We start from the raw sequence: 12,188 nt of genomic DNA, 5'->3' as shown, positions 1-12,188 counted from the left end.
ATTATTTTAGTCTTCTAATACACGTATACCTTGAACATAAACATTAACTGAGTTTGCACTAACACCCAACATTGTTTCAAGATTATATTTCACTTTACTTTGAACATTACGGCAAACTTCTGAGATCTTAATGCCATAACCACAAATAATATAAACGTCGATTGCCACGCCATTTTCTTCTTGACGAACAACAACGCCCCGATTGTAATTTTCACGATTTAAAATTTCATTTAAATTGTCACGAATTTGATTCTTGCTTGCCATACCAACGATGCCATAAATATCAGTTGCAGCACCGCCAACGACAGTGGCAATCACATTATTCGTAATATCGATATCGCCGTATTGGGTCTTAATTTTAACAGCCATTAAAATAGCCTCCTTGTGACATACTTAATGTTATTTTAGCATAGCTCCGATAACTTTCAAAGTACTTTAACGAACCTGTATTGCTTAGTATAACGCATGCTTTTATTAGATACTACCCTTAAAAAATGACCTGTCAAGTAATTTTCCTTGTAAGAGTTCTTGCATTAGCTCAACTATTATGGTAAATTGTTTAAGTGAATTGTGTAAGCCGGTGTGCATGCATGCAACTATTAAGACTAACTGAATCATATTATGTTTCTCGTTAATTCTTCTACCGGCTTTACTAAAAGGAGGAATAGACCATGGCAAAAGACGTTATTACCGGCCGTAAAACATCATTTGGCAACAAGCGTTCACACGCTTTGAACGCATCTCGTCGTTCTTGGAAGCCAAATTTACAAAAAGTACGTATCTTAGTTGATGGCAAACCTAAACGTGTTTGGGTTTCTGCTCGTGCTTTGAAATCAGGCAAAGTTACTCGTGTTTAATTTCGTTTCTTAGATTGTCTTCGGACAATCTATTTTTTTGCGCAAAAATAGAGTGCGTTGCCAGTGGTTAGCTTTTGAGCATTTGCATAACTTGGCGAATTGGCGATGAAATCGCCGGTTTGACAAGTGTAGCAAAGCGCAGAAAGTTACTGGCAAAAGCACGTTTCCATCAAAAAAGGCTCGACAAAATAAATTTGTCGAGCCTTTTTATATTCGAATTTTAATGGCTTAAACGTGCTTTTTGAAACTGACTTCTGTGCTTAGCGTCACTCGTCAAATAACTGCTTGCAGCAGTTATTCGCCGAGCTGTGCTAATGCTCAAAGTCAAACCGTTTCAAACGCACTCTTTTAATCCTTACTTTGAATCACCGCTACGATGCCCGTTTTAAAATTAAAATGCGCTTTTTCGCCGATGAATTCGTTGCTAGCCCACGAAATTGGGACCGTCGTATCAAAATGTGTGAGTGGATATTTCTCATCTACTAAATTTAAATCCGTCGTTGGCACGAGCGGGATAAACGCGAGGTACTTTTTATCAGCCTCTTTTGTCAGCTCATACGTCCCTGGCGCATAGAATTGAATCGTATTTTGCCGGTCACGCATCTCAATGCGATTGAGGACCGTTCTAAAGCGTTCTTCGACCGCCATAAAGAGATTGGCTAAGAAATGGTCAATTCGGCCTCCAGTCGCACCGTAGACCACCACACGGTCAGCCTGTAGTTCTTCAAAGGCAATCGATAACGCTAATTGCGTATCTGTTTCGTCTTTTTCAGCTTGAACCGAACGAATATCACTGACCGCCGCTAGTACCTGTTCTTTTTCAGCCGGGGTAATGGAATCAAAATCACCGACCGCAATCGTAGGTGTCACGCCTTGTTGCAATAGGCGTAACGTCCCACGATCGGCCGTAATCCATTGTCCTGGGACCGTTGTGATTGTTGCTAATTCCGATGCCCACTGATCAACTGGACCACCTGCCAATAAATTAACGCGCTTCATTAGCAGCCTTCTTAAGGGTTTCAATTCGTGTTGCTAAATCACCAGCAAATGTGTATGAACCCGCTACAAAGACATCAGCGCCCGCTTTGGCACAGGCCGCGATTGTTTGGTCGTTAACACCACCGTCAACTTCGATTGTAAAATCAGCATCAGCGTGTGCTTCACGATAAGCCGCTAATTCAGCGACCTTCGTTAACATTGCTGGAATGAATTTTTGACCACCAAAACCAGGATTAACCGTCATTACTAAAACTTGATCAACCAATGGTAAAACAGATTCAATGTAGCTCACTGGAGTCCCTGGATTGATGACCACCCCAGCTTTAACACCAGCATCTTTGATCATTTGAAGACCACGATAAAGATGTTCTGTTGCTTCTGCGTGAATCATGATTAAATCAGAACCAGCTGTTATGAATTGTTCAATGTAGCGTTCTGGTTGTTCAACCATCAAATGAACATCTAAGCCTAGTTGTGTTAGCGGACGAATACCGCTGACCACTTGGGCGCCAAAAGACATGTTAGGTACAAACATGCCATCCATAATATCAATATGCAATAGGTCGGCACCTGCTGCCTCAAGGTTTTGAACATCCCGTTGTAAATTCATAAAATCTGCGCTTAAAATCGAAGGTGCGATTTGTGTCATTTTAAAAACTCCCATCCAATTTCTTATTTTGATTTCTTATAAACAGGCCGGATATCCTTTAATTCGGCCCGGAATTGCAAATAGTTCGTATAGCGACTTTGCATAATTTCACCAGCATCAACGGCCGCTTTAACCGCACATTTAGGTTCCATCACATGTTGGCAAGTTCTAAACTTACAATCTTGTCCAATTTCTCTAAATTCAGGATAACGACTCACTAAAGTTTCACTCGTCACATTTAAAATGCCCAGTGATGAAAATCCTGGTGTATCGCCAACCAATCCATCGTTCAATGGAATTAGTTCGATATGGCGCGTCGTATGCTTCCCACGGTTTAAACTTTGTGAAATTTCAGCCGTTGCTAAGTTCAATTTAGGATCAATGTGATTAAGCAGTGTTGATTTACCAGCCCCTGTTTGTCCCGTAAAGACGGTCGTTTTATCAGGGAATGTGTCTTCAATCGCTTGAATAATCTCTGGTGTAAATGCCGTTCTGGGTGCAAAAGTTGGATAACCCACTTTTTCATAGTAATCCAAATATTGCTTAATCTCTTGATATTTTTCGTCAGAAATCATATCGGTTTTCGTCAAATAAACGAGGCCTTGAATATTCAAACTTTCTAAATAAATCAAGAAACGATCTAATAAGTTTAACGAAAAATCAGGTTCGACTGCCGAAACAATGACAACTGCCTGATCGATATTCGCTACTGGTGGTCGAATCATTTCATTTTTGCGGTCTAAAATTTCTAAGATATAGCCGCTTTCTGTTTGACTTTCACTTTCAAATTCAACGAAATCGCCGACCAATGGCGTAATTTTCCGTTTTCTAAAATTACCTCGAGCCCGTGTTCGATAAATTTTGTGCTCACTTTGTACATCATAAAACCCACTGAGGGCACGAATAATCTGTCCGGTCTGCAATAGGTCACCTCCCATTATTTTCTAACCTGTTCTGTGGTTATCTACTAAAATTGCTTAATCCTCCCGTAAAATACGGTAGTAACTTATTTTATCTAAAGATTACTTTGATTGAACGCTCGATTGACTACTTTGACTAGCTGAACTACTGATCGATTCACTTGCTGATTCGCTTTCCGATTCACTCTCTGATTCGCTCTCTGACTCACTCGCGCTACTTTCACTCGATTGACTTGATTCAGGCGCACTCGACTCGATAACTGAATTTGAACTCGACGTCACAATAGAATGATGTTCAGTTGGTTGCTCGCCTTTTGAAAGGATAACGCTTACGCTATCACCTTCTTGAACCATTGTACCACTTGCAGGCGATTGACTGATTACCATTCCTTCAGAAATACTTGATGAATATTCTTCAGAGAATACGACCGTTAAACCATTTTGTGCAGCATAGTCTTGAATCCCTTGCTTTGTATAGTTGCTTAGATTATGCAATGCAAAACCAGGTTTGCCGCTGCTGACTGTTAAGGTAATCGTCGTTTTACTTGGAACGACCCTTTTGCCAGCCGCAATACTTTGATCGATAATCAACCCAGGACTCACTTCAGATGAACTTTGGTATTTCCGTTTAACGGTCAAGCCCTTATCCTTCAAAGCATCCCGAACATCACTATATGCTTGGTTCGTATAGTCTTTAATCTTATACTTTTGGCGTCCTGAACTGACAATTAAATTAACCGTACTTTTTGATTTTACACTCAGGCCCGCTTTAGGTGTTGTTCGAATGACGTGGCCCTTACTGTATTTCTGACTCGTTGTTTTTTGAACCGTGCCGACTTTCAGTTTTTTATCGGTCAAAGCAGATTCCGCATTTTGTTGTGTCATATCCGTTAAATCAGGGACGGTTACTTCGCTCCCCTGAACTGCAAAAGCAATCACCGTTGCTAATAACAGCAATAAAACAACACCGCCACCTAGTAGCCACCACTTACGCTTAGACTTAGCTGGCTTTTTAACCTTTTTCTGAGTTGATTCTGCTTCTTTAACTTGTTCCTCATCGTTGTTGGTTTGCGTAATGCCTTCTGGATCTAGTGCAGGAATCACCTTAGTCTCACTCAAATCATCCGCTTTTGATGGCACACATTTAGGTTCGTGCGCACGACTAGCTGATAAAGAAGTTGCTAAGTCAGCCATCATGGCATCAACACCACTATAGCGTTCATCCGGATCCTTGGCAGTCGCTTTTAAAACGACATTTTCCAGGGCTTGCGGAATACGTGGATCATAGTTGCGTACTGGTGGGACTTCATCTTGGAAATGCTTAATCGCAATTGAAACAGCGGACTCGCCTTCAAAAGGCACCATCCCCGTCAATAACTCATAAAGCACAATTCCTAACGAGTAAATATCAGACCGTTTCGTCGCCATCGAGCCTCTTGCCTGTTCCGGTGAGAGATAATGCACAGACCCCAACAACGTGTTGGTCTGAGTCATCGCTGTTTCGCTGAGCGCAATCGCAATCCCAAAGTCACTAATCTTAACATTGCCGTCTTCATCAACCAAAATATTTTGTGGTTTTAAATCCCGATGAATAATATTATGCGCATGTGCGTTTTGAACCGCAGATAAAATCTGCGTCATAATATCAATTACACGTTGATAAGGAATTGGAAAGTGTTCCACGATATATTTCTTAAGATCGGTGCCCTTAATATATTCCATAATGATGTACTGCATACTGTTTTCTTCACCAACATCGTAAATACTAACAATATTCGGATGATTTAATTCAGTCGTTGCCAACGCTTCTCGCGTAAACCGTCGGACTGTATCCGGATCATTTCGGAGATCTAATCGTAAAACTTTAACTGCCACTTGCCGGTCTAAAATTAGATCCTGCGCCAAATAAACATTAGCCATGCCGCCTTCACCAATGGGCCGAATAATCTTATAACGCCCCGCTACAGCGTACCCTGTTTCCATCATGGCGTAGGCACCTCACCTTCGTGATGTAAGATGAGTGCCGTAATGTTATCCATGCCGCCAGCTTCGTTCGCTTTTTGGATTAAGGCGGCACATTTTTCTTCCAGCGTCATCTCTGCCATCAAGGTTTGTTGCACTTGATCGTCATCGACCATATTGGTCAACCCATCTGTACATAAAAGTAAGTAGTCATCTGGTTCGAATTCATAAATCGTCACATCTGCATCAACCTCTTGAGAAACACCCAGTGTGCGCGTGATGATATTCTTTTGAGGATGATGCTTAGCGGCTTCTGCCGTTAATTCCCCTTGCTTAACCAGTTCATTGACCAATGAGTGGTCTTCCGTTAATTGACGTAACGTATTGCGTCTGAGACGGTAAACGCGGCTATCGCCGATATTAGCGACTAAATAGTGCGTCCCGGAAATTAAGACTGCCACTAAGGTCGTGCCCATCCCCGATAAATCGTCATATTGATTCGCTTTGGCTAAAATATGTTGGTTTTCTCTTTGTAATTCAAAAATCAACCACTTAACCATCGCTTCAATATCAGTATCATCTGTTTTTTCAAATTCATGTCCGATATGGGAAACAGCCATTTCAGAGGCCACGTCGCCTCCTAAATGACCGCCCATTCCATCGGCAACAATTGCAAATTGAACACCGCGTTGATTAGTATAAAAACCAACATAATCTTGATTATTCTGTCGCTGTTGACCGACATCTGTTTGATATGCAACTTCCATAAAAAATCACCTCAATTGTAGTTATGCCCGTCGTTTCAAACAAGCGATGAAAAAGCCGTCTGTTTGGTAATCATCTGGATAGATTTGGACAAAAGGACTTGCTTGATTCTGCGCTAATGGTAATTCAAGTGGCACTGGTTCAATTTCAAACTCCGGATGGTTAGCAACGAAGGCCGCCACCACTTGTTGATTTTCTTCCGGAACAATCGTGCATGTACTATAAGTTAGGCGTCCGCCGACTTTCAAAGTAGGCGCCACGGCATCTAGAATTGCTAATTGGATTCGTTGTAGATTCATCAAGTCCGCTGGTTGGCGGCTATATTTAATTTCTGGTTTTCGGCGCATTAGTCCTAAACCTGAACAAGGTGCATCGACTAGAATTTTATCGAAATGTGCCTCACCAAACTGTTCGCCCACCTTACGTGCGTCTAGTGCTTGAGCGCTAACAACATCTTCAACATGGAGCCGCTTCGCATTTTGTTCAATCAAGCGGACTTTATGGTCATGAATGTCTAAGGCCGTGATTTGACCGCCTTGTTGCGCATCCAAATAAGTTGCCATATGCGTTGTCTTGCCACCAGGTGCGGCACAAGCGTCTAATACTTGGTCCCCTGGTTGAATGTCTAAACTAGGTGCGACTAACATTGAACTTTCATCTTGAATCGTATAATCGCCCGCTTCAAATAACGCACCACTGGCCAAATGACCGCCTTGTGCGACCAAACCAACCTTAGCAATCTGACTCGGTTGGAGGTCATTAAACTGCGGTTGTAACTCAGCCAATACGGCATCAACCGTATTGATCCGCGTATTAACTCGCAATGAAGCGTTGGCTGGTTGGTTAATTGTTGCGAGCAATGATTCGAGTTTATCATCCCCTAAATCAGCTTGCAGCTTTGCCACCAACCATTGCGGCACGCTGTATTGCACGCTAAGACGTTCAATTGGATCAGCAATCGCATTGAGATCCGGTAAACCACTGCGTTGTAACTGCCGCAAAATCGCCGTCACGAGCTTAGCAACCCCCGCATGCCCCATTTTTTTAGCAATTTCAGTTGCTTCGTAGAAAATAGCATGTTCTGGCACGCGATCCAAATAAACTTGTTGATAAACCGCGGTTCTGAGAACTTGGCGAACCCAGTTGTCCATTTTCTTCGGCTTTTGAATGAAAGGTGCTAGATAATAATCCAACGTGTATTCATGCTGAATAACACCGTAAACAAGCTGCGTTAAAAAACCAGCATCTTGTGGGTTTAATCGATTCTTATTGATTACTTGATCTAATGCCAAGTTTGAATAACTATTTTGTTTGGCAATTGCCGTCAATATTTCAACAGCTAAGTAGCGCGGTGTCTTATTCGGCATCTTGCACCACCACTTGTTGACCGACTGCTAGTTGCTTGCCAACCCCATTTAAATAAGATTGCACTGGCATCTTGGCTTTACCGGCCGGTTGAATTTCAGTGATTTTTAAAACAGTCCCGTTACCGGCAGCTAATTCGAAATCTTTTTTATTTAGCGCGACAACTACGCCGGCGGCTTGATCAGTTGTTGTTTCTGCAACTGTCGCTTGCCAAATCTTAGTCCGTTGGCCATTAACGGCTAACCAAGCCCCTGGTTGAGGCCGTAAAGCGCGAATTTGGTTAACCAACTGTTCAGCAGGTTGGTTGATGTCTAATTGTTCTTGTTCCTTGGTAATGTTATACGCAAAGGTCACTTGCACTTCATCTTGCGGTGTCCGAGGGGCTGTTTGTGCAATAATCCCAGGTAAAGTCTTTAATAAAAGATCCCGACCAACATAGCTTAACTTATCGAATAAACTACCGGTATCGTCTGTGGCTTCAATTGGAATACTAGCTTGTTCGATCATATCACCGGCATCCATTTTCTTAGCCATGTGCATGATGGTAATCCCGATTTCTGAGTCGCCATTTAAAACGGCGTATTGAATTGGGGCGCCACCACGGTATTTAGGCAATAATGAGCCATGAACATTAATCGCAGCGATTTTAGCGGCTTCTAATAATTTTGTTGGTAAGAATTGACCGTAAGCTGCCGTTACAATTAAATCCGGTTGTAAGGCAATCACGTCAGCCAGTTCAGGGCTGCCACTGAGTTTTTCTGGTTGGAATACTGGTAGATCTAGTCGAACCGCTGCTTCTTTAACAGGTGTTTGTTGCAACACTTGTTTACGACCGACTTTCCGATCCGGTTGTGTCACAACTGCCAAGATTTGGTAGTCGTTTGCCACAAGGGCTTCTAAAATTGGTACTGAAAATTGGGGTGTTCCCATAAATACGATGGATGTCATTAATCAATCACGCTCACTTTTAAGTAAATTGTAGAGGTTCATTATCCAGCCCAATCTTAAACCCGTGACGAGTATCGATTTGGGTGGTCTCTAGTATTTCGGCTAATTTAGCCTGAAGTTGTGGTTCCTGTTTATATTTAATCACAATTTGGTAAAAATAACGATTATTAATCCGAGCAATTGATTTCGGGGTGGGCCCGAGAATCAGTGCTTGGTCGGATAAAATCGGTCGCATCTGTTTGGCAATTTGAAAACTCTTCTTTGCGGCAAGTGCTTCTTCAGGGTGGCTAACCGTCACCTTCACCGTAAAGTAATAAGGCGGATAGCCGCCACGGTGGCGCACCGCCATTTCATATTGATAAAAGCCTTCATAATCGTGCTGCTTGGCAAATTGAATCGCGTAATTCTCGGGATTATAAGATTGAACAATCACTTGCCCCACCTTATCTGCACGACCCGCACGACCACTAACCTGCGTTAATAATTGGAAAGTCCGCTCACTCGCCCGAAAATCCGGTAAACCCAAAGCAGTATCAGCGTTGATCACCCCGACTAACGTTACATCTGGGAAATCTAGGCCCTTGGCAATCATCTGCGTCCCTAATAAGATATCAGCTTCGTGATCACCAAATTTTTTCAATAATTTAGCATGCGCGCCTTTTTTCCGAGTCGTATCAACGTCCATCCGCAAGATCCGTGCTTCAGGGATTAATTCTTGTAATTCAGCTTCGACTTTTTGCGTGCCAGTCCCAAAATAGCGAATTTGACGACTCTGACAGCTGGGGCAAATCTTAGGAATGACTTCTTCGTGCCCACAATAATGGCATTTCATCGAATGCGTATCCATGTGTAACGTCAACGAAATATCACAGTTGGGACACTGCAAGACAAACCCGCAATCCCGACACATGATAAATGATGAAAAACCGCGACGATTTAGGAGTAACACACTTTGTTCGCCCTTTTGCATCCGTTCTTTGATGCCGGCTAATAACGCCGGTGAAAAGTTGCTGGCTTTTTGAACCCTCATCGCTTCGCGCATATCAACTAGTTCAACAGCTGGTAAGGCTTGTTGGTTCACCCGTTGCGTCAGGCGAATCAGATGGTAGACATCTTTTTGCGCCCGAGCCCGGGATTCTAACGATGGTGTGGCGCTGCCTAAAATGACCGGGCAGTTATGATACTGACTCCGCCAAATCGCAACGTCGCGTGCATGATAACGGGGACTTTCGTCTTGCTTATAACTGGCTTCATGTTCTTCGTCCATAATAATCACGCCGATATCTTCAAGTGGCGCAAAAACGGCTGAGCGGGCACCGACGACCACGCGCGCTTCTTTGCGTTCAATGCGCCGCCATTCGTCGTATTTCTCACCTTCAGATAAGCCACTATGTAACACAGCGACTAAATCACCAAAGCGGCCCTTCACGCGTTGCACCATCTGCGGCGTCAAGGCAATTTCAGGAACTAACATCAGTGCGGTCTTCCCTTGTTGCAAGACGGCATCAATTGTTTGTAAATAAACTTCGGTCTTCCCACTGCCAGTGACACCTTCAATTAAGAATACTTCTGAGGCATCCGTTGATGCGGATTGAACGACCGCATCAACTGCGGTTTCTTGTTCGCTCGTTAGCGTCATTTTGTGGGTTGGTTGAACAGCATTAGCGTACGGATTCCGGTAAGCTTCCACCTTAACTTGGCGTAACCAGCCTTTTTCCGCACCGATTCGAATATTTTCCCGCGTAAAAGTTGTTTTTTCTAAAATCGTTTTTAATAAAGTCGGTGCCTCTTGATCAATCAGCGTTTGCAGATAACTGATTAATTGGCTTTGCTTCTGGGCTGACTTTCGTAAACCCATCCGTGCTTCTTCCAATTGTTCAAAACTCAGTGCGGGCTCAATCGCCGTTAATTGCTTAACTTGTGCCCGGTTGTCAACGTGATAAGTGACGCTAATTTTACCTTGGCGTTGCAATTGCATGAGTTGTTTTAACTTATCAGGCGCCAGATTCTGATCAAAAGTCAACTCATCATTGCCATTGAACAGACTGGCCTGTAAGTCCGTTGGAATTTCATCAGTTAACGTCGCAGTTTTCGTATATTTAGCCCGCATCACACTGGGTAACATCGTCTGCAGACACGTGATCTGAAAAGCATACGTCTGTTGTGCTAACCAATCCGAAAGTGATAGTAATTCAGGGTTAACCGCTGGTGTTAAATCAACAACTGCCTCGATTGCCTTTAATTGGCCCGTAAAGCTTGGCTGGTCTAAAACTTGCAAGACAAAGCCCTGAATCTTACGATCGCCATTTCCAAACGGAATAATAACCCGCATCCCAGGTTGAATGACATCAACTAAAGTGACCGGTACCTGATAATCATATGGCCGATTAGTTTGCATTGTCGGCACATCAACGATTACTTTAGCAATCTGTGGCATGCTATTCCTCCTTTGAGCTAAGCGCTGTACTGATCCGTTCTAAAATTTGTGTGGCAATCACTTTTTTGGAAGCCAATGGTAATGCTTCTGGTGCCTGATTTGGTCGTAAAAGAGTGACCGCATTTTGGTCAGCGCCAAAGCCCCGGTCGGTTTGGCTGACATCATTGGCCACTAATAAATCGACCTGTTTAGCCGTTAATTTGACTTGCGCATGCGCCATCAAATCATTGGTTTCAGCTGCAAAGCCCACTAGATATTGCTTTTTCTTTTCTTGACCCAACGTCGCTAAAATATCCGGCGTCCGATTGAGTTCAAGCGTCATATCAGTTTGACCAACTTGTTTTTTAATTTTTTGTGAAACGTATTGCGCCGGTTTAAAATCAGCGACAGCGGCTGCCATAATCACGACATCCGCTTCATTATATAGACTAGCAACGGCCCCTTGCAGTTCGGCTGCCGTTCGGACATAGATGACTTGTGCCAGATTAGCAGGGACAGCCAGTTCTGGCCGCGTACTAATCAAAGTAACCTTCGCACCCATTTGAGCCGCCATTCCAGCAATCGCATACCCCATTTTACCAGATGACCGGTTGCCAATATAGCGAACCGGATCCAAAGGTTCCTGCGTCCCACCGGCCGTCACTAAAACCACTTTATCTTGCAAACGATTAGGGGTTAATTGGCGGTAAACATTGCTCATAATCACATCTTCTTCTGGAAAACGCCCTTGGCCTTCATAGCCTTCCGCTAAAAAACCAGTAGCGGGTTGCACAATCGCAATCCCATCTGCTTTTAATTGTGTTAAATTGCGTTGTGTTGCAGGATTTAACCACATATGTTCATTCATAGCGGGCACCAATAATTTAGGCGCCGTAGTTGCCAAAAGTGCCGTGGTCGCGAAATCATCTGCAATGCCGTTCGCTAATTTGCCAACAATATTGGCCGTCGCAGGTGCAACAATTGCCAATTCGGTCCAGTCAGCTAAGTGAATGTGGGCGACTTGTTCTGGGTGATTCATCGTCATTAAATCAGTTAGCACTTCTTGCCGCGTTAATGTCGCAAAGGTCAATGGTGTCACAAATTCGGTGGCAGCCTGCGTCATTGCCACGCGGACAATTGCCCCATTTTTAATCAACTGACGCACTAAACTAGCGACCTTGTACACCGCAATCCCACCGGTTACGTAAACCGTAACGTGTTTGTTTTCTAAACTCACCATTTTAAAAACCTCCTTTAAATAAAAAAACCGCCTCTTAATTTAGACATCCCACGATGAATAAACTAAA

At 43.3% G+C, this 12,188-nt stretch carries 11 protein-coding genes; 1 reads left to right on the top strand and 10 read right to left on the bottom strand.

Features of this window, described 5'->3' with window-relative positions:
* Positions 1 to 6: 6 nt before the first annotated feature.
* On the bottom strand, positions 7 to 369 hold the full coding sequence (locus tag NDN60_RS02485) for an Asp23/Gls24 family envelope stress response protein (RefSeq protein ID WP_011374405.1): 363 nt from the start codon (positions 367 to 369) through the stop codon (positions 7 to 9).
* 302 nt (positions 370 to 671) lie between these two features.
* Between NDN60_RS02485 and rpmB the strand changes: the two genes are divergently transcribed.
* The gene (gene rpmB / locus NDN60_RS02480) at positions 672 to 857 is read left to right on the top strand and encodes a 50S ribosomal protein L28 (protein ID WP_004265581.1); all 186 of its coding nucleotides are present in this window, start codon (positions 672 to 674) and stop codon (positions 855 to 857) included.
* Between the two features lie 348 nt (positions 858 to 1,205).
* Here the strand turns inward: rpmB and NDN60_RS02475 are convergent, their stop codons facing one another.
* The 9 genes from NDN60_RS02475 to coaBC all read right to left on the bottom strand — a co-directional run bounded on the left by NDN60_RS02475 (position 1,206) and on the right by coaBC (position 12,121).
* Complete coding sequence (locus NDN60_RS02475) at positions 1,206 to 1,856, bottom strand: thiamine diphosphokinase (protein ID WP_011374404.1); 651 nt, start codon at positions 1,854 to 1,856, stop codon at positions 1,206 to 1,208.
* On the bottom strand, positions 1,843 to 2,505 hold the full coding sequence (rpe, locus tag NDN60_RS02470) for a ribulose-phosphate 3-epimerase (RefSeq protein ID WP_011374403.1): 663 nt from the start codon (positions 2,503 to 2,505) through the stop codon (positions 1,843 to 1,845). Before rpe ends, NDN60_RS02475 begins: the two co-directional genes overlap by 14 nt.
* Positions 2,506 to 2,528: 23 nt before the next feature.
* Entirely contained in the window at positions 2,529 to 3,428 is a 900-nt protein-coding gene (gene rsgA, locus NDN60_RS02465; protein WP_011374402.1) for a ribosome small subunit-dependent GTPase A, read from the bottom strand.
* A gap of 99 nt (positions 3,429 to 3,527) precedes the next feature.
* A complete protein-coding gene (pknB, locus tag NDN60_RS02460; RefSeq protein ID WP_099947639.1) occupies positions 3,528 to 5,411 on the bottom strand; it encodes a Stk1 family PASTA domain-containing Ser/Thr kinase in 1,884 nt (627 codons plus the stop codon).
* Positions 5,408 to 6,154 (bottom strand): Stp1/IreP family PP2C-type Ser/Thr phosphatase, encoded by a 747-nt coding sequence (locus NDN60_RS02455; RefSeq protein ID WP_056948338.1) that lies wholly within the window; start codon positions 6,152 to 6,154, stop codon positions 5,408 to 5,410. Before NDN60_RS02455 ends, pknB begins: the two co-directional genes overlap by 4 nt.
* Before the next feature lie 21 nt (positions 6,155 to 6,175).
* On the bottom strand, positions 6,176 to 7,519 hold the full coding sequence (gene rsmB, locus NDN60_RS02450) for a 16S rRNA (cytosine(967)-C(5))-methyltransferase RsmB (protein WP_056948336.1): 1,344 nt from the start codon (positions 7,517 to 7,519) through the stop codon (positions 6,176 to 6,178).
* Entirely contained in the window at positions 7,509 to 8,465 is a 957-nt protein-coding gene (fmt, locus tag NDN60_RS02445; protein WP_099947313.1) for a methionyl-tRNA formyltransferase, read from the bottom strand. The genes rsmB and fmt overlap by 11 nt, the downstream gene beginning before the upstream one ends.
* Positions 8,466 to 8,484: 19 nt before the next feature.
* Positions 8,485 to 10,902, bottom strand: coding sequence for a primosomal protein N' (gene priA / locus NDN60_RS02440; protein ID WP_099947638.1), 2,418 nt, complete (start codon positions 10,900 to 10,902; stop codon positions 8,485 to 8,487).
* A 1-nt stretch (position 10,903) separates the two neighbouring features.
* On the bottom strand, positions 10,904 to 12,121 hold the full coding sequence (coaBC, locus tag NDN60_RS02435; protein ID WP_011374396.1) for a bifunctional phosphopantothenoylcysteine decarboxylase/phosphopantothenate--cysteine ligase CoaBC: 1,218 nt from the start codon (positions 12,119 to 12,121) through the stop codon (positions 10,904 to 10,906).
* Positions 12,122 to 12,188: the final 67 nt, after the last annotated feature.

The organism is Latilactobacillus sp. (genome assembly GCF_033176295.1).
In the GTDB taxonomy this organism is placed as follows: domain Bacteria; phylum Bacillota; class Bacilli; order Lactobacillales; family Lactobacillaceae; genus Latilactobacillus; species Latilactobacillus sakei.
Note: the sequence above shows the minus strand (reverse complement) of the source record. Positions and strands in the feature narration are given on the sequence as shown.

Coding starts and splice junctions, on each gene's coding strand:
- NDN60_RS02485 (WP_011374405.1), bottom strand. CDS start 369: ATGGCTGTTAAAATTAAGACCCAATACGGCGATATCGATATTACGAAT.
- rpmB (WP_004265581.1), top strand. CDS start 672: ATGGCAAAAGACGTTATTACCGGCCGTAAAACATCATTTGGCAACAAG.
- NDN60_RS02475 (WP_011374404.1), bottom strand. CDS start 1,856: ATGAAGCGCGTTAATTTATTGGCAGGTGGTCCAGTTGATCAGTGGGCA.
- rpe (WP_011374403.1), bottom strand. CDS start 2,505: ATGACACAAATCGCACCTTCGATTTTAAGCGCAGATTTTATGAATTTA.
- pknB (WP_099947639.1), bottom strand. CDS start 5,411: ATGATGGAAACAGGGTACGCTGTAGCGGGGCGTTATAAGATTATTCGG.
- NDN60_RS02455 (WP_056948338.1), bottom strand. CDS start 6,154: ATGGAAGTTGCATATCAAACAGATGTCGGTCAACAGCGACAGAATAAT.
- rsmB (WP_056948336.1), bottom strand. CDS start 7,519: ATGCCGAATAAGACACCGCGCTACTTAGCTGTTGAAATATTGACGGCA.
- fmt (WP_099947313.1), bottom strand. CDS start 8,465: ATGACATCCATCGTATTTATGGGAACACCCCAATTTTCAGTACCAATT.
- priA (WP_099947638.1), bottom strand. CDS start 10,902: ATGCCACAGATTGCTAAAGTAATCGTTGATGTGCCGACAATGCAAACT.
- coaBC (WP_011374396.1), bottom strand. CDS start 12,121: ATGGTGAGTTTAGAAAACAAACACGTTACGGTTTACGTAACCGGTGGG.